This window comes from Mycobacterium sp. NGS66, assembly GCF_059812225.1.
In genome coordinates, this window is sequence record NZ_JCALCG010000002.1 from 292060 (window position 1) to 308409 (window position 16350).

At 64.6% G+C, this 16350-nt stretch carries 15 protein-coding genes; 8 read left to right on the plus strand and 7 right to left on the minus strand.

The genetic code is table 11. The features are described 5' to 3' along the window. Positions 1–15 precede the first annotated feature (15 nt). Genes AC5Y2L_RS05885 through AC5Y2L_RS05910 form a run of 6 tightly spaced genes read right to left on the minus strand, consistent with a single transcriptional unit; the run spans position 16 to position 7007 of the window. The gene (locus tag AC5Y2L_RS05885) at positions 16–1545 is read right to left on the minus strand and encodes a class I adenylate-forming enzyme family protein (protein WP_499932589.1); all 1530 of its coding nucleotides are present in this window, start codon (positions 1543–1545) and stop codon (positions 16–18) included. After that, positions 1538–3109, minus strand: coding sequence for a class I adenylate-forming enzyme family protein (locus tag AC5Y2L_RS05890; protein ID WP_499932587.1), 1572 nt, complete (start codon positions 3107–3109; stop codon positions 1538–1540). The genes AC5Y2L_RS05885 and AC5Y2L_RS05890 overlap by 8 nt, the downstream gene beginning before the upstream one ends. Then, positions 3099–4589: a class I adenylate-forming enzyme family protein gene (locus tag AC5Y2L_RS05895; RefSeq protein ID WP_499932585.1), complete on the minus strand. Its 1491-nt coding sequence runs from the start codon at positions 4587–4589 to the stop codon at positions 3099–3101. The genes AC5Y2L_RS05890 and AC5Y2L_RS05895 overlap by 11 nt, the downstream gene beginning before the upstream one ends. Then, positions 4586–5380 carry an enoyl-CoA hydratase/isomerase family protein gene (locus tag AC5Y2L_RS05900; RefSeq protein WP_499932583.1) on the minus strand — a complete coding sequence of 265 codons (795 nt, stop codon included), beginning with the start codon at positions 5378–5380 and terminating at the stop codon, positions 4586–4588. Before AC5Y2L_RS05900 ends, AC5Y2L_RS05895 begins: the two co-directional genes overlap by 4 nt. Next, positions 5377–6186: an enoyl-CoA hydratase/isomerase family protein gene (locus AC5Y2L_RS05905; protein WP_499932581.1), complete on the minus strand. Its 810-nt coding sequence runs from the start codon at positions 6184–6186 to the stop codon at positions 5377–5379. Before AC5Y2L_RS05905 ends, AC5Y2L_RS05900 begins: the two co-directional genes overlap by 4 nt. Positions 6187–6188: 2 nt before the next feature. Then, positions 6189–7007 carry an enoyl-CoA hydratase-related protein gene (locus tag AC5Y2L_RS05910; protein ID WP_499932579.1) on the minus strand — a complete coding sequence of 273 codons (819 nt, stop codon included), beginning with the start codon at positions 7005–7007 and terminating at the stop codon, positions 6189–6191. Positions 7008–7140: 133 nt separating this feature from the next. Between AC5Y2L_RS05910 and AC5Y2L_RS05915 the strand changes: the two genes are divergently transcribed. Both AC5Y2L_RS05915 and AC5Y2L_RS05920 read left to right on the plus strand, forming a co-directional pair. After that, the gene (locus AC5Y2L_RS05915; protein ID WP_499932578.1) at positions 7141–7818 is read left to right on the plus strand and encodes a hotdog family protein; all 678 of its coding nucleotides are present in this window, start codon (positions 7141–7143) and stop codon (positions 7816–7818) included. After that, positions 7815–8708, plus strand: a complete 894-nt coding sequence (locus AC5Y2L_RS05920) for an enoyl-CoA hydratase/isomerase family protein (RefSeq protein ID WP_499932576.1) — start codon at positions 7815–7817, stop codon at positions 8706–8708. The genes AC5Y2L_RS05915 and AC5Y2L_RS05920 overlap by 4 nt, the downstream gene beginning before the upstream one ends. A 135-nt stretch (positions 8709–8843) precedes the next feature. Here the strand turns inward: AC5Y2L_RS05920 and AC5Y2L_RS05925 are convergent, their stop codons facing one another. Beyond that, complete coding sequence (locus AC5Y2L_RS05925) at positions 8844–9638, minus strand: TetR/AcrR family transcriptional regulator (protein ID WP_499932574.1); 795 nt, start codon at positions 9636–9638, stop codon at positions 8844–8846. 164 nt (positions 9639–9802) lie between these two features. Here AC5Y2L_RS05925 and AC5Y2L_RS05930 point away from each other — a divergent pair, with 164 nt between their 5' ends. From AC5Y2L_RS05930 to AC5Y2L_RS05955, 6 genes are all read left to right on the plus strand, one after another. Further along, positions 9803–10600 (plus strand): SDR family NAD(P)-dependent oxidoreductase, encoded by a 798-nt coding sequence (locus AC5Y2L_RS05930; RefSeq protein WP_499932572.1) that lies wholly within the window; start codon positions 9803–9805, stop codon positions 10598–10600. Between the two features lie 34 nt (positions 10601–10634). Next, positions 10635–11642: a dihydrodipicolinate synthase family protein gene (locus AC5Y2L_RS05935; protein ID WP_499932570.1), complete on the plus strand. Its 1008-nt coding sequence runs from the start codon at positions 10635–10637 to the stop codon at positions 11640–11642. Between the two features lie 144 nt (positions 11643–11786). Beyond that, positions 11787–12629 carry an enoyl-CoA hydratase gene (locus AC5Y2L_RS05940; protein ID WP_499932568.1) on the plus strand — a complete coding sequence of 281 codons (843 nt, stop codon included), beginning with the start codon at positions 11787–11789 and terminating at the stop codon, positions 12627–12629. Positions 12630–12650: 21 nt separating this feature from the next. Continuing rightward, positions 12651–13853 carry an amidohydrolase family protein gene (locus AC5Y2L_RS05945; protein ID WP_499932566.1) on the plus strand — a complete coding sequence of 401 codons (1203 nt, stop codon included), beginning with the start codon at positions 12651–12653 and terminating at the stop codon, positions 13851–13853. A gap of 14 nt (positions 13854–13867) precedes the next feature. After that, on the plus strand, positions 13868–15538 hold the full coding sequence (locus AC5Y2L_RS05950; RefSeq protein ID WP_499932564.1) for an acyl-CoA synthetase: 1671 nt from the start codon (positions 13868–13870) through the stop codon (positions 15536–15538). After that, on the plus strand, positions 15519–16349 hold the full coding sequence (locus tag AC5Y2L_RS05955; protein WP_499932562.1) for an amidohydrolase family protein: 831 nt from the start codon (positions 15519–15521) through the stop codon (positions 16347–16349). Before AC5Y2L_RS05950 ends, AC5Y2L_RS05955 begins: the two co-directional genes overlap by 20 nt. Position 16350: the final 1 nt, after the last annotated feature.

The window sequence follows — 16350 nt, forward strand, 5'->3', positions numbered from 1 at the left end:
GAATGAATTCTGTCGTCAGATGTCCAGAGGTCGATATTCGTCTGCCAGCATGTCGCGCAGACGATGAACGTCGACCTTGCCGGTGGCCCCGCGCGGAACGTCGGCGTCGGATTTCAGCAGCAACCAGATTGTCGGAACCTTGAAGGCGCTCAGCAACTTACGGGCGGCAGCACGCAACTGCTCAGCGGTTAACTCGCCGCTGCACACAATCGCCGCACCCACCTGCTCGCCCTTAACGCCGGGCACGTTGGTGACGAAGGCGTTGTCGACGCCGTCGATGGCACGTAATGCCCGTTCGACCTCGGCAGGGTAGACGGTGGCGCCGCTGACCTTGAACATATCGTCGGATCTGCCGTGGTAGAACAGGAATCCGTGCTCGTCGAGGTGGCCGAGGTCGCCGGTGGGGTAGAAGCCGTCGGCGGTGAAGACGTCCTCCCGGCTGCGACGGCAGATGCCGCGTAAGGTGTGCGGTCCCCGAATCTGGATCATGCCAACGGCTTCCGCCGGCACCGGTTCACCATCGTCATCGACAATGCGAACTTCCATGCCGGGGAAAGGTTTACCGCAGCTGCCCCAGGCCGTACGCGGCATGTCGGTGTCGGCGGGGTAGCCGCAGTACGGCCCAAACGCCTCGGTCATCCCAAACAGGTTGGCACGCGCCCCGGGTTGTGAGCGCAGCTCGGGAGGTAGCAGAGCCTCCAGGCTGCCCGGCCGCAGCGATGAGAGATCAGCGCCATCCGCGTATCGCGCAAGGGTTTCGGCCTGGTCGGGCCAGCCGCGAAAGAGCGTGACCCGCTCGGTTTCCAGCAGGCGCAGGGTCGTTTCAGGTCGCGGGATCTCCTCGGTCACCAAGGTGGCGCCCGCCAGCAGCGTGGACAATATTCCGCTGCCGAAGCCGCCGACCCAGAAGAACGGCATCGGCAGGTAGAGCCGAGTATCCGCGGTGATGCAGCGCGCCGCGAGGCCCGATTGCACGGCGCCCAAAGCGTTGCCGTGCGAATGCCAGACCCCTTTGGGCGACCCGCTGCTGCCCGACGTGAACATGATGGCCAGTGGATCGGCACGGGTTACCGCCTGGCTCATGGCGTCGACGATCCCACGAGCGCGCTCGCCCGCGCTGAACCGCGCAACCTGGTCGAGTGACCAAATTTGGCGTAGTGCAGGCAGTTCGGTGCCGTCGAACGGCGCGACGTCGTCCAGATAGCGGTGTCCACGAAACTCTTCGACGCTCACCAAGAACTGCACCGCAGCCGTGCGCAGCTGCGCGATCAGTTCGCCGGTGCGCAGCAGGGTACTCAGCGGAACCAAGACGGCACCGATGCGCGTCAGCGCGATCGCGATCTGCACCCACCGAGAGTTGTTGGGCATGATCAACCCGACCCGGGTACCCTTGCTCACCCCGGATTCTATAAACCCCGCCGCCAAATCTGCTGTGGTCGAGTCGAGTTGGGTGTAGCTGACCCGGCGGCCGGGATCGATGACCATCGGCTTGGAGCCCTGACGGGCGGCTTGCTGTCGCACCAATCCATCGATGGTGTCAAGCATCGAAGAGCTTCTTCAGTTGCCGAGTGTCCACCTTTCCGCTGGGTAACAGCGGGACCTGCGCGCGCGGCACGGCTAGGTAGCGCCGCGGGATCTTGTAGGCCGACAACTCCGCCTTCAGCTGCGCACGCAACACCGCTTCGTCGAAAGTGTCAGCCGCATCGGGCATGACGACCACCGCCGCCACCAGCTCTCCTCGCTCGGCGTCGGGAATGCCCACGACATGCGCCGCCAGCCCGAATTTGGCGATGGCTTGCTCGACCTCGGCCGGCGAGACATTGGCGCCGGCGGTTTTGATCATCGTGCTGAGCCGGCCGGCGAAGTGCATGAACCCGTCGGCGTCGGTGCGCACCAGATCCCCGGTGTGGAACCAGCCGTCGGCGTCGAAACATTCTTCGCGGCTGCGCTTGTAATAACCCTGCATCACGTAGGGGCCGCGGATGCATAGTTCGCCCACTTCGCCGACACCACAAACGCGGCCGGTGTCGGGCTCGACGATCATGGTTTCAAATCCGGGCCCGGGCTTGCCGAATGATCCTCGCCGCTCTTCGGGTTGGTCGGATTCGTCGCCGCTGATCAGTACGACGCTGCCGGCTTCGGTCATCCCCAGCATGTTGTGCCTCAATTCGGCGTCGACCGGCCGAACGTCGGGTGCCATGATCGGGTAGAGGTTCCCCCGCCGCATGGACGACAGATCTCGAGCGGGAAAGCTAGGATGGGCGGCCAGGTGCGCTACGGCAGTTGCGAAACCATTTGTGATAGTCGGCTTTTCGTGCTCGAGCAGATCGAGAGTCGCGGCGGGATCGGCGGCGTTGGAGCAGACCAATGTCGACCCGGCCACCACGGTGGCCAGCAGGCCGAACGCGAATCCGCCGATCCAGAAGAACGGCGAATTGCAGAACAGCTTGTCCGCTGCCGTCAGGCCGCGGATCTCGTTGAGGTTCTTCTGGTGATCCAACAGGGCGGCGTGCGTGTGTACTACGCCCTTGGGAGCACTGGTAGTCCCCGAGGTGTAAATGATGGTCAGCACGTCTGAGCCGTCGACATCGTCTTCCAGCGCCAAAAGCGTCGTGTCGACAGTATCGGCGAGCTGGTAGACCCGCTCGAAGTCTCGGCCGACGGCAACATGACGCAGTTGTGGGACGGTGGCGACGAACAACGCTCGGTCGCAATCGAAGTCGGACTCGGATACCCCCTCGCGAAGCCGCTGCACGTAGTCGTGAGAGCGAAAAGCGGCGGCGGACAACAGGATTCTGACATCGCTGTCGACCAACTGCTCTTTGAGCTCGCGAGCCGTCGCGAACGTGGAGAACGGGACCACCACCGCGCCGATGCGTGCCGCCGCCAGCATCGCTACCACAAAGTCGACGCCGTTCGGGTACAGCAATCCGACATGGGTGCCCTTGCCGGCGCCGAGGGCGATCAGCCCCCGGGCTAGCCGCGCCGACTGATGATCGGCCTGGGCGTAGGTGATGCGCTCGTCGTCGCAAACCAGCAGTGCATGCTCTGGCCGGGCGGCGGCCTGGCGTCGCAAGGTCTTCGCGACCGTGGGGGAATCACCGGCCATGATCGCTGTGGGCGGCGGTATCGCTGAAATAACTGCGGACCGCGGCTAGATCGGCCTTGCCGGACGGCGTCCGCGGAATAGCACCGACGATGGCGATGTCGGTGGGAATCTCGTAGCGGGCCAGGCGTTTTCGCAGGAATTCGACCAGCTCGTCGGGTGAGACCGGCTCGCGCAACTCCACCATGGCGACCGGGGTCTGGCCGAGTCGGTCATCGGGTCGCGCGACGACGGCCGCGCCCGCCACCGCGGGATGGCTTTCCAGCGCCGCGCGCACCTCGTCGGGCATGACCTTGAATCCGCCGCGGACGATGGCTTGGTCGGCACGTCCGACGATCCAGACAAAACCGTCGTCGTCGATGCGCGCCAGGTCGGTGGTCCGGATCCACGGCGCTGCCGGGCCAAGTTGGCCCGGCTTGACCTCCAGCAGACCCACCTGTTCCGAGCCGAGCGGTGTGCCACGGTCGTCGACGACCCGCAGCGCTGAGCCCGGATTGGCCCGTCCCACACTGCCCCGCTTGGCTCGCCAGTGCTGTTGGTAGTCGGCCAACGTCCAACCCGCGACGCCGCCCCCGAATTCGGTTGCGGCATAGGACGTCAGGACGGGGATGCCGTACTTCTCGGTGAAGGCGTCCGCGTCGTCGGCCGCCAGTGGAGCGGTGCCGCAGGTCACGGCGCGGATGCTGGCCAGGTCGGCGCGCGGCAGATCGGAGTGCAACACGGTCCGCAATGCGGCCGGTACCAGAGATACCGTGCGGGGACGGTGTTTTCGCACCGCGGCGGCCCAGGTGTCGAGGTCGAACCGGTCCAGCAGCACAAAGGGCCTCGCCTGCGCCACGCATTGCAGCACGCGGAACACGCCGCCGATATGCACCAGCGGGGAGTTGACGATCGCCACCCCGCGCCGTAACTCGTTGGGTAAGTCCGCACGGTGCGGCTCGGGTCCAAGCACGCTATGCGCCAGCATGTCGTAGCTGAGGTCGACGCGTTTGGGCGGGCCGGTCGTCCCGCTGGTCAGCATTCGCACGGCCACGTCCGGCCGGGCAACGGGCCGAGTGCCGGGGCTTGGCGCTGGTGTGGCGGCGGATGCATCGAGAAGAGCCGGAATCGGGACTGTCGTGGTGTCGGGCGACGCCGTGACGAACGTCGCCAAATCGTCGGGCTCGCCGGCGATGAGCGGCAAGCGCAGTGCGGCGATGTCGGCTCGGGTCCGTTCGACGCCCCGAGATGGGTTGACAGTGACCACGGTTCCGCCGGCCAACAGCACGCCGAGGAATGCGGCGACGTGGCCAGGCCGGTTGCGCAGCAGCATCCCGACCTGCGGGTGAGCCCGATACCCAGTGGTCAAGGCTGCGATGTGCCGTGCCAGGTCACCGACCTGTCGCCATGAGATCCATTGGCCGTCATACTCGATCGCGTTTTCATCCGGCTGTAGGTCCAGCACGTGCGCGATGCGTCGACTGAGCGGGTGATCGGCCGTCACCGGATCTTCGGCTCCGCCCGGACCGCGTCGTCGGTGGAATCCAATTCTGACTTGCCCAGCGGGTTACCCAGCCGGGTGTAGATCAGTCCCTGTTCCATGGCGGCGCGGTAAGGCTTGTCCAACGACTCCCAGATGGCCTTCACCGTACCCTGAGTTGCCGAGGGCGGCTTGGCGGCGATTGTCGCCGCGATCTCGTGAGCGCGCGCCCACAGCTGGTCCGGGGCCACCACCTCGGAAACCAGCCCGATCTGCAACGCGGTGTCGGCGCTGACGCGTTCGTCGTTACCCATCAACGCTATTCGCAGCGTCTCGCCCAGGCCGATGCGGCGCATCAGCCCCACCGGCTCCAGCGCGCAGACCAGACCGGCGGAGACATGCGAGTCGAAAAACGTTGCGTCCGTCGAGCAGATGACCACGTCTGATTCGTTGACGAAATAGAACGCGCCGGCCGTGCAGATGCCTTGAATCGCGCACACCACCGGCTTCCACATCTTCTGCCACTTGGGGCTGAGTGCCTCGCCGGGATCTTCGTGGTTCCACACATTTTCGGGTTGACCGTACGGCGTCTTGATGTCCAATCCGGCGCTGAAAGCCCGGTTGCCGGCGGCCCGCAGCACCACGGCGTGCACCGACTCGTCGCGTTTGACCACTCGCCAGGCCTGCGCCATCTCCTCGCACATGGCGCGGTTGAACGTATTGAGTTGCTCGGGCCGATTGAGCGTAATGGTCGCGACGTGGTCGGTGCTGTCGACGTCGAGCAGAATGGTTTCGAATCCGCTGCCGCTCATCATCTGCACCGCCAGTTCGGCTTCCGTTTTTCGACGAAGGCGCGGGGTCCTTCCTGCGCGTCTTCCGTTCGCAGCACGCGTTCGCGGAATGTCTCGGCGAGTATCTCGGCCTCGTGCAGCGGCACGTTCAGGCCCTTCAGTATGGCTAGCCGTGTTCCCCGAACTGCCAGTGGCGCATTGGAGTTGACGATCCCGGCTATCTCGCGAGCCCGGTCCAGCAGGCGGTCGGGCTCGACGATCTCGCTGATCAACCCGAGCTCGTAGGCGCGTTGTGCGCTCATCCGCTCATGTTTGCCCATCAGGGCCATCCGCAGGGCGATCGAACGGGGCAGCACGCGGGAGACCCGGACCAACTCTCGTCCGGCCACCAGGCCGATGCTCACGTGTGGATCGAAGAACGTCGCCTGCTCAGACGCGATGACGATGTCTGAGGTGGTGACCCAATCCATGCCGGCACCGCAGCACAATCCGTTGACCGCGGTCAGCACCGGCTTGGCCATGGTGCGGAACGGCGGGGTGCCTTCTTGCGGAGCCTCCCACTGCTCGTAGGTGGACAGGTACGGCCGTTCGTAAATCACCTTGCCGTCTTCGGGAATGGCTTTGACGTCCGCTCCGGTGCAGAACGCGCGGCCGGTGCCGGTGACAATGAGCAGCCAGACCTTGTCGTCGTTCTCGGCCTCGTCGTAGGCGGCTCGCAGTTCGCTGATCATGTGCGGGCTCAGCGCGTTCAGGGCGTCCGGACGGTTCAGCGTGATGATGGCGGTGCGCCCGTCGATTTCGTACTTGATCGTTTCGAAGTCAGCAGGCATGGTCATCGACCCTCGAATTTCGGCGCGCGGCGCTGCTTGAAGGCAGCTAGGCCCTCTTTGAAATCGCTTGTCCGACAGGCCAGTTCCAAGCCGTAAAGCTCCTGGGTCATGGCCTGGGCCAAGGTCGCGTGCTGACTGAACCCAAGCGCCTGCTTGGCCAGCCCGATCGCCACCGTCGGGCCCGAGGCCAGGCGGCCCAGCAGGTGCTCGACCGCGTTGTCGAGTTCTGAGGCGCGCACAGTCTGATGAATAAGTCCCCATTTGGCCGCATCCGATGCATTGACTTTCTCACCCAGCAGCAGCATGCGCCTGGCCCGCGCCACACCGATCAGCCGGGGCAGCAGCCAGCTGGCGCCCGAATCGGGGCTGAACCCGCGCTCCACGAAGGGCTCCCAGAACACGGCGTCGTCGGCGGCGACGGTAAAGTCGGCGGCCAATGCGAGATTGCAGCCGATGCCGACGGCTCGCCCTTGCACGGCGCAGACCACCGGCAGCTGGATACTTTGCACAAGTTCGATCACCCGGTGGGCGGCGTGCGGTATCCGCCGGACGAGGTCGCCGGTGCGAGGACGTTGACCACCGCTGTTGGCGGCCAACCAGTCGGCGCCGGCGCAGAAGTCCTCCCCGGCACCGCGGATGCAAATCGCGCGCAATCCGTCGTCGGCGGCGGCATCGGTAAATATGCGAACGAGCGTCTCGATCATCGCGCGCGTCAACGAATTACGCCGTGTCGGCCGATCGAGCGTGATCTGCAAGACCGAACCGTCCCGGCATGCACTCACCGACCCGTCGGCATCGGCCGCGTCGGCCTCGTGACTCACGGTCGAATCCGGCCTTTCCTCGCCGATACGGTTACCCATACAGTAGGCAATACGATTGCTACTCTGTACAAGCTAGCAAGGATACGCTGGCGACGGAACAACCGGGGGAAACCTGCCGAAAGAAGGCGCATGCATGGGCGAAGCCGTACCGGTACCTTCAGGCGACCCCAGATTCGGTGAGGCGCCGCTTGCCCAAACCGTGGCCGCTGCCGCCGCCATGCGCCGGCTCGGGTCGCTGCTGCTTTCGCTGGAACACGACCACCCGACCGTGGACACGATGATCGCGAAGTTCGCCGAGTGGGAAAGCGAGCTGGCCGCGGTGGCCTCACCGGACAGCGCGCCCCGAATCGGTGATCTGCCCGACGATTCCCGACGAATCTACCTCAACCATGCCACCGACATCGGTGCCTACAATCCGTGCTTTCCCGAGTACCGGTTCGAGCGGCTCGATGCCGAGAAAGCCGACGGCCGGGTCATGTTCCCGCTCATCTACGAAGGGCCGCCGGGGCTGGTGCACGGCGGGTTCCTCGGCGTGTTCTTCGACTGCGTGATACAGCACCACAGCTGCGTCACGGGTTTGTCCGGCAAAACTCGTTCACTGGTTGTGACATTTCGCCGCCCCACCCCGCTACTGACCGAGCTGCGTTTCGACATCGCGCGGACGCCGAACGACCGCGGCATCACCTCGACAGCGCGATTGTTGCTCGACGGCGAGGTGCTGTGCACGGGCGAGGTCAGCACCGTGGCTTCACCACCGGAGAAGTTGTCGGCGTTCAAGTTCGCCAGGCGGCGAAAGGAGTCCAGCACATGACCATTCCCGGTGCCTCGGATGATCGGGTGCTGTTCAGCGTCGATCCCGGCAAGCGCATCGCCACGATCACGCTTAACAACGCCAAGCAACGTAACTCCTATGACGCGGCAATGCGCGACGAGGTCGCCCGCTGCCTGGATCGGGTTGCCGACGACGACGACCTCACCGTGGTCCTGCTGCGCGGAGCCGATGGCGTCTTCTCCACCGGCGCCGACATGAACAACGCCTACGGCTGGTACGGCGCGTCGCCCGCCGAGGCCGAAGCCGGCGACCGAAAGCACCGCCCCAGTCAGCGGCGGCGACTTACAGTGGACCGCAAGACATTTGGCTTCTACCACAACTTCATGGGTTTCCCCAAGGTGACCGTGGGGGAGATCGCCGGATACGCCCTCGGCGGCGGATTCGAGATGGCCCTGATGACGGACATCTCGGTCATTGCCCGCGACACCAAAATCGGCATGCCGGCAACCCGGTTCCTCGGACCCGCCCTCGGCAGCTTGCACATGTTCTTTCACCGACTCGGCCCGGTCCTGGCGCGGCGTTTGCTGCTGACCGGCGACGTGATCGAGGCAGGCGAAATCGAGCACCTTGGCATCTTCACCGACACCTGCGATCCGGGCTCGGTTGCGGCGCGCGCCCGGTATTGGGCCGAGAAGGCGGCGAAGATGCCCGCCGACGGAGTCGTCATCGCCAAGGAAGCATTCCGGCTCGTCGAACAGATGCAGGCATACGCGGGTGAGGAAGTCGCCAGCTACCTGTTCCACGCGTTCGGCACCAACCTGCAGTTCGCGCCGGGCGAGTTCAACTTCGTCAAAACCCGTGCCCAGCATGGAACGAAGGAAGCATTTCGGTTGCGGGACGAGCACTTCCACGTTCCGGAGCCGGATTAGGAAGCGATCGTCGGGTGTGAATCGTGGACTTTGGGTGGGTAACCTGGGCGGAAATTCGCGCCGATTCGCCGCAGTGGGCTCACAGCGAAAGCCATGGCTTCACAGCGAAAGCCATGGCTTCACAGGGCCGGAGGATCACCGTCCGGCTTTGGCTCGCGTCCGGGCAGCCGGCGATTTCGTCGCCTTGCGTTGCCGCGATGGCGCCGATTTGGTTGTCTTCGAGGACTTCTGGGACTCTTCGATCAACCGGCCGGCGTGGTCGAGTATGCACTCCAGGCCGTATTCAAAGTTGGTTTCGTCGGGCGCCCCGATGCGGTGACCCTTTCCGGTCACTCGAGCGATGAGCGGGGTCGTTTGTGGGTCGAGGGCCACCGCGTCGTCGATCGAGCGTGGCCCGCTGTCTGGCGTCTGGTTCTTTTCCTGCAGTCGCTGCAATACCACCGATCCGCGGACATGCAGCGAAACCGCGGAGTAGGTGTCGAAGGCGTCCTCGGGCGACAGGCCCGCTTCGACCAGGTTGGCGATCGCGCGCTCCATCTCCTGAGCGCCCAGCCGCGCCGCTTTGGGGCTGAGAGCGGCGCGAATCAAAATCAGATCGCACAGGATCGGATTGCCCATGAACGTCTTGCGCATCAAGCGCGCATGGTTGCGCAACGTCTCCCGCCAGTCGCTGGCTTCGACGTAAGGGGTGGCGAATACATACTTGCTCAGGGCGCGGTCGGTCATCGCGTTGAGCAGATCGTCCTTCTTGCGGAAGTACCAGTAGATGCTGGTGACGCCGACGCCGAGGTGTTTGCCGAGTAGTGGCATGCTCAGATTGTCGATCGAGACCTGTTCTGCGAGTTCGAATGCGCCGCTGATGATGTCATCGGGATTGATGGAGCCGCGTTCACGTCGCTGCCGCTTGTCTGCGGTTGCCTGCCTTGCCACTACGGGCACCTCCAATAAAATCTGTGCTGCGGGGCGGTCCGCGGCTTTGCCGCAGGCAGCGGTTCGAGCGGTTGTCCGTCTGCTACTGTAATACCTATCGTAGGCTTTTTGGTAAATACAGCTGGGCAGGCGAGAATGTCCGGGCTGGCGCCGTCGGGTGAGGCATGGATCTAGGGCTGGCAAATGCCACAGCGGTGGTGGTCGGTGGCAGCAGTGGTATGGGTTTGGCGACCGCCCGTTGCCTCGCTGAGGAAGGTGCGCGGGTAGCGGTGGTCGGCCGCTCAAAGTCCAAGCTCGACAGCGCAGTTAACGAACTGACGGATCGCGGCAGCCCCGATGCGCTGGGGGTGGCTGCCGACATCCGCGATGCCGGGCAGGTCGATAAGGCGTTCACCGAGCTGGGTGAGCGATGGGGCGGCGAACTCAACGTGCTCGTCAATACCGTCGGGCCGGGCGCGCCGGGCAGCTTCGAGAATCTCACCGACGACCAATGGCGCGAGGCCATCGAAGACGGCGTGCTGGGCATGGTGCGCTGCGTCCGCACGGCACTTCCCATGCTGCGCAAGGCGCAATGGGCACGGATCGTCAACTTCTCGGCGCACTCCACGCAACGACAAAGCGTCATGCTGCCCGCCTACACGGCGGCCAAATCCATGCTGACCAGCGTCTCGAAGAACCTATCCCTGTTGCTGGCCAAGGACGAGATCCTGGTCAACGTGGTCTCGCCGGGCAGCATCGCGTCGGAGTCTCTGGTCAACTGGGCCACATCCGTTGGCGTCGACGGGAACGACCTCTACGCCTTGATGGACGCCATCGGCAAGCACTTCGGTCATCCGGCGCAGATGCCGCGAGCCGGCCTGCCGGAGGAAATCGGCCCGGTCGCAGCGTTTCTCGCGTCGCGCCGCAACTCCTACATGACCGGGGCGAATATCAACGTCGACGGCGGTTCGGACTTCACCTGACGCGAGAACCGTTGGCTGGCAAAGGGAATGGATGATGGCGAAAGCCAGTGAAGCGCGTGGTTGGGCACCGGGGGCGCTGCGGGGAATCGGCGACTCGCTGTACACGCCGTTCCGCGGTGACGACGGCGACGACGTCGACTGGGACGCCTACGCGACGCTGGTGCGCTACTGTGTCCGCGACCTCGGACATCCGATGCTGTGGTGCACCAGCGGTATCGCCGAGTTCTGGTCGCTGACCCTGGAGGAGCGAAAGCGCTTGCTGGAGGTGGCAATCGAGGAAGCGCGCAGCGTGAACCCCAACGTCGTCATCCAGGCATGTACCGCGGCCATGACGGCCAAGGACTGCGTGGACTTGACCTTGCACGCCCAGGACGCGGGCGCCGATATCGCCTACATCCAAACGCCGATGATGGAGGTGCACGGCGGCGAAGGTGTATTGAGGTTTTTCAAGTATGTCGCGGCGCGCACGGACATCGCTTTGGGCATGTTCAATTCGCCGTCCTCGGGTTACGTCTTGACGGCGGCGGAGAGCGCGCGGATCTACCAGGAAGTGCCTGCGGTGTGTGCAACCAAGGAGGGCGCCTTCCGTCCGGAAAACAGCCGGCGGCTACACCAGCTGGCGCCAGGTCTGGTGGTGTGGGAATGCGATCGGACGGTGTACCGTGCCGGGTGGCTGCGCGCCGGGATCGTCTGCCCGGCCCAGTTGGGCACCGCGGGATACCTTTTCGAGACGCCGCAGCGCCGATTGTTCTCCGAGTACTGGGACTTGGTGCTGAGCGACAAATTGCTCGAGGCGATGGACTACGGGCGTGACTCGGGGTTGGACCAGTTCGACCTCGACGTCGGATCGTGGTGGACCTGCTACCCGGGACGACCGGATTACTTCACGCACTGGGGCGGTGCGTTCAAGTATGCGGCCTCGTTGCTGGGTCTGCCGATCGGTGAGTATCCGCATTCGCGGCCGCCGCAAGCGGAGTTGCCGGACAAGGCCAAGGTGCAGATCGAGCGCGCCTATCGTCGTCTCGGTCTGATTGACGCCTAGTCGCCGTCCGGCGCCGCAAATTCGTCGATTTGCCCTGCTCCGCGGGGCGCAGCGGCGGTTGTGGAATGCTGTACCGATAGGTATACAGTATGCGTACAAAGTTAGGCGAACCCGGTAGTCGTGCTCGAGGAGGTAGCGCCGCAGATGTCCGGCAACCAACACTCCTCCGAAGATGCGGTGCTCTACGAAGCCACGTCGACCGGTATCGCCATCCTCACGCTCAACCGTCCCGAGCGTCTCAATGCCTGGGGGCCTGACCTTGCCGCCGGGTTCTACGCCGGTATAGACCGCGCCGAACACGACCCGGCGGTCCGGGTGATCGTGCTGACCGGGCGGGGCAAGGGGTTCTGCGCCGGCGCCTATCTCGGCCCGCCGAATTCCGCGCCCGAAGTCGGCGAGAAGCTGGACAACGCGAAGCGGACCGACCTGGCCGATTTGGTCGGCGAACGCCCGCCCTACTTCGTCACCACGTTGCGCAAGCCCGTCATCGCGGCCATCAACGGAGCCTGTGTGGGCATCGGTCTTACCCAGGCGCTGATGTGCGATGTCCGGTTCGCCGCCGCCGGAGCCAAGTTCGCCGCCGTGTTCGCGCGCCGTGGCCTGATCGCCGAGTTCGGCATCTCGTGGATCCTGCCCCGCCTGACCAGCTGCGGCGTCGCGCTCGACCTGCTGCTGAGTGGCCGCACCTTTCTGGCCGAGGAGGCCGCCGAGCTCGGCCTGGTCAAGGAAGTCGTCGCACCTGAGGACCTGATGAACCGGGTGCTGGAGTACGCCGAGGATATCGCGGCGAACTGTTCGCCCGCTTCGATGGCGGTGATCAAACAGCAGGTATACGGCGATACCAATCGCGATGTGGCAGAGGCGACTTCGCGTGCCGAGGTGTTGCTGCACGAGGCCATGCCGCGGCCGGACGTCATCGAGGGAATCACCAGCTTCCTGCAGAAGCGACCGCCGCAATTCCCGTCGCTCGCCCCGTCGGACGCGTAGCGGGCATCAGAAAGGACGATCATGAGGAACTTGAGCTACCGGGCGATCGACGTCGACAACCACTACTACGAACCGCTCGACGCGTTCACTCGTCATCTGGACAAGAAATATCGCAGGCGCGGCGTCCAGATGTTCAGCGACGGCAAGCACACCCAGGCGGTCATCGGTGACCGCGTCAACCGGTTCATTCCCAATCCGACTTTTGACCCGATCATCGTTCCGGGCTGCCTGGACTCGTTGTTCCGCGGCGAGATTCCCGAAGGCGTCGATCCGGCATCCCTGATGCAGGTCGAAAAGCTGGAAATGCGACCGGAATACCAGAACCGGGACGCCCGGGTCGCGGTGATCGAAAGTCAGGGCCTCGAGACGGGCATCATGTTCCCGACCTTCGGTTGCGGGGTGGAGGAGGCGCTCAAGGATGACGTGGAGGCCACCATGGCATCGCTACACGCCTTCAACTTGTGGCTCGACGAAGACTGGGGTTTCGACCGTGACGACCACCGCATTCTGACGGCGCCGATGATCTCCCTTGCCGACCCCGAAAAGGCGGTCGAGGAAATCGATTTCGTGCTGGACCGCGGGGCGCGGCTGGTCCATGTGCGTCCCGCTCCGGTGCCCGGTTCCCCGAAGAACCGCTCGCTGGGCCATCGGTCGCACGATCCGGTGTGGGCTCGGCTCGCCGAGGCCAACGTCCCGGTGGCATTTCATCTGGGCGACAGTGGATATCTGAAGATCGCCGGCATGTGGGGCGGCAAGGACACGTTCGAGGCCTTCGCGGCGCCCGACCCGCTGGACAAGATCGTGGTCGACGACCGTGCCATCCACGACACCATGGCTTCACTGATCGTGCACGGGGTTTTCCATCGCCATCCCAAGCTTCGGGTGGCCAGCATCGAGAACGGCTCGGAATGGGTGGCCCGACTCATCAAACGGTTGAAGAAGACGGCCAATCAGCAGCCGCGCTGGTTCCCCGACGACCCGGTCGAGACATTACGCAACCACGTTTGGGTGTCGCCGTATTACGAAGAGGACTTGATGGCCCTCAGTGAGCGAATAGGCGTCGACCGCATCCTGTTCGGCTCCGACTGGCCGCACGGTGAAGGCCTGGAGTCGCCGTTGTCGTTCACCGACGAATTGCGGGACTTCAGCGACGCCGATGTCCGGAAGATCATGCGCGACAACGCATTGGACTTCCTGGGTGTGACGGTGGACGCGGCCGTCTAGGGCAGCGTAGCTCGATGAGTGAATGGACCGTCGGGGCAGTGCTCGACGCCATCGCCGACGTCGTCCCCGACCGGATGATGACGGTATGCGGAAACCGGCGGAGCACCTTCGCCGACTCCGCGGCGCGAACCAACCGGCTGGCGAACTTCCTGAATTCCAAGGGCTTTGGCGTCCATCGCCCGCGGGAGGCGCTGCAACGCTGGGAGTGCGGTCAGGACCGGGTGGCACTCATCATGTACAACGACCTGTACCCCGACATGGTGATCGGGTGTCTCAAGGCACGCACCGTGCCGGTCAACATCAACCACCACTACGCGGCGCGCGAGATCAGCGACCTACTCGACTATGTCGGGCCACGCGGCATCATTTATCACCGTTCCCTCGGGGCCCGGTTCGCCGACGTGCTGCCGCCCGACGGTACCGAGCTACTGGTGTCGATCGACGACGGCAGCACGGCCGCAGAACTACCGGGCGCAGTCCCGTTGGAGGCCGTCTTGGCGGACGCAAGTGCGGACCGCACCTCGGCAGGTTCACCGGACGACTTGATCATGATGTGTACCGGCGGAACGACGGGCCGTCCCAAGGGAGTCCTGTGGCGGCAGAGCGACATGTACGTGGCGTCGATGGTGGGGGCCGATCACCAGAGCGTCACCGAGATCCACGACAAGGTTCGCCACGGCGGCCCCGCCTGGTTCGCTGTTTCCCCACTGATGCATGCGGCGGGTATGTGGACCGCGTTCGCGGCGCTGTGCGCGGGCCTGCCGGTCGTGTTGTACGACGACCGCAAGAAGCTCGACGTACGGTCGGTATGGGCAACCGCCGAGCGCGAGAAGGTGGGCATGATGACGATGGTCGGCGACGCGTATGCCGGGCCGTTGGTCGCCGAACTGCGGGCACGTTCGTACGACTTGTCCGCGCTGAACGCGATCGGGACCGGCGGAGCTGCCACCAACGCGAAATACAAACGGGCGCTGATGGAATGCCTGCCGCACATCACGATCATCGAAGGGTACGGCTCGTCAGAGACCGGCAACATGGCATTCGGCCATAGCCGTAGCGGACACGCCAGCGAAACCCTCGAACCCAGGGCCGGCGTACGGGTAGTCTCCGCCGACCGCACCCGGTTCCTGCGTCCGGGCGAGCGGGAGATCGGCTGGACCGCCAGAGTGGGCAGGATCCCGCTCGGATACTTCAACGATCCGCAGGCCACCCGGCGAACGTTCCCGGAGATCGACGGCCAGCGGGTGGTGATACCCGGCGACCGCGCTTCGATCGAAGCGGACGGCACCATCCGGCTGTACGGACGCGACTCGCTGGTGGTCAACACCGGCGGCGAAAAGGTGTTCGTCGAAGAGGTCGAGGAAGTGCTGCGCGCGCACCCGAGTGTCGCCGACGCCTTGGTGATCGGGCGCCCGAGCGAACGATGGGGCCAGGAGGTGGTGGCGCTCGTCGCGGCGCAACCAGGATCCGACATCACCGCCGACGAACAGACCCTGTACAACTTGTGCGCCGCCCAACTGGCGCATTTCAAGGCGCCCAAGGCGTTCATCTTCGTCGAGCAGATTCAGCGTCTGGGCAACGGCAAACCGAACTACCGGTGGGCAAGAGAGCAAGTGACACAACATGTTCCGGCCACAGTGCCGGGATTCGATCCGGAAGGAAGTCATGACCGACAAAGCGATTGACTGCCTGGTCAACGTGCACTTCGGCGAAACCGAAGCCCAGCCCGGCTGGATGCTGAAGGTGCGCGACGACTACTTCAAGGGCCCGGAGTCGATGTTCGCGCCGGTCGATTTGTCAGAGTTGCTCGAAGAGATGGACGCGCAGGGTGTGCAGAAGGCGATCCTGATGGACTCGTTGGCGAACCCGTCCACCACTGCACGCAAGTTCGTCGATGCCAAGCCGGACCGGTTCGCCTTGGCGATGGGCGGGTTCAACCTGTTGCGCCCGGTGCGGCCGCTGCGCGAGCTGAGCGCTGTCGTGCATGACCTGCCGGTGGCGTATGCCGCAGTGGGACCGAGCTTTTGGGGTGACGGTCAGTATCCGCCCAGCGACGCCGTCTATTACCCGCTCTACGCCAAGTGCGCCGAATTGGATCTGCCGCTGTGCGTCAACACCGGTATCCCCGGTCCGCCGATCCCGGGTGAGGTGCAGCACCCCATGCATCTCGACAGGGTGTGTGTGCGCTTTCCCGAGTTGCGGCTGTGCATGATCCACGGGGCCGACCCGTGGTGGGATGTCGCGATCCGGTTGCTGCTGAAGTATGCCAACCTGCGCTTGATGACGTCAGCGTGGTCGCCCAAGCGGCTCCCGGAAAGCCTGCTGCACTATATGCGCACGCGCGGCCCGGGCAAGGTGATCTTCGCGTCGGACTGGCCGGTATTGCGGATGCACCGGGTGCTACCCGAAGCACGCGCGCTGGATCTGCCCGCCGAGGTCCTCGAGAACTATCTCTACAACAACGCCCAGGAATTCTTCTTCGGACAGGAGCAATGAC

What these genes read in the sequence shown, in the direction of transcription:
- AC5Y2L_RS05885 (WP_499932589.1), bottom strand. Translation starts at nt 1,545, where the DNA reads ATGCTTGACACCATCGATGGATTGGTGCGACAGCAAGCCGCCCGTCAG.
- AC5Y2L_RS05890 (WP_499932587.1), bottom strand. Translation starts at nt 3,109, where the DNA reads ATGGCCGGTGATTCCCCCACGGTCGCGAAGACCTTGCGACGCCAGGCC.
- AC5Y2L_RS05900 (WP_499932583.1), bottom strand. Translation starts at nt 5,380, where the DNA reads ATGATGAGCGGCAGCGGATTCGAAACCATTCTGCTCGACGTCGACAGC.
- AC5Y2L_RS05905 (WP_499932581.1), bottom strand. Translation starts at nt 6,186, where the DNA reads ATGCCTGCTGACTTCGAAACGATCAAGTACGAAATCGACGGGCGCACC.
- AC5Y2L_RS05915 (WP_499932578.1), top strand. Translation starts at nt 7,141, where the DNA reads ATGGGCGAAGCCGTACCGGTACCTTCAGGCGACCCCAGATTCGGTGAG.
- AC5Y2L_RS05920 (WP_499932576.1), top strand. Translation starts at nt 7,815, where the DNA reads ATGACCATTCCCGGTGCCTCGGATGATCGGGTGCTGTTCAGCGTCGAT.
- AC5Y2L_RS05930 (WP_499932572.1), top strand. Translation starts at nt 9,803, where the DNA reads ATGGATCTAGGGCTGGCAAATGCCACAGCGGTGGTGGTCGGTGGCAGC.
- AC5Y2L_RS05935 (WP_499932570.1), top strand. Translation starts at nt 10,635, where the DNA reads ATGGCGAAAGCCAGTGAAGCGCGTGGTTGGGCACCGGGGGCGCTGCGG.
- AC5Y2L_RS05940 (WP_499932568.1), top strand. Translation starts at nt 11,787, where the DNA reads ATGTCCGGCAACCAACACTCCTCCGAAGATGCGGTGCTCTACGAAGCC.
- AC5Y2L_RS05945 (WP_499932566.1), top strand. Translation starts at nt 12,651, where the DNA reads ATGAGGAACTTGAGCTACCGGGCGATCGACGTCGACAACCACTACTAC.
- AC5Y2L_RS05950 (WP_499932564.1), top strand. Translation starts at nt 13,868, where the DNA reads ATGAGTGAATGGACCGTCGGGGCAGTGCTCGACGCCATCGCCGACGTC.
- AC5Y2L_RS05955 (WP_499932562.1), top strand. Translation starts at nt 15,519, where the DNA reads ATGACCGACAAAGCGATTGACTGCCTGGTCAACGTGCACTTCGGCGAA.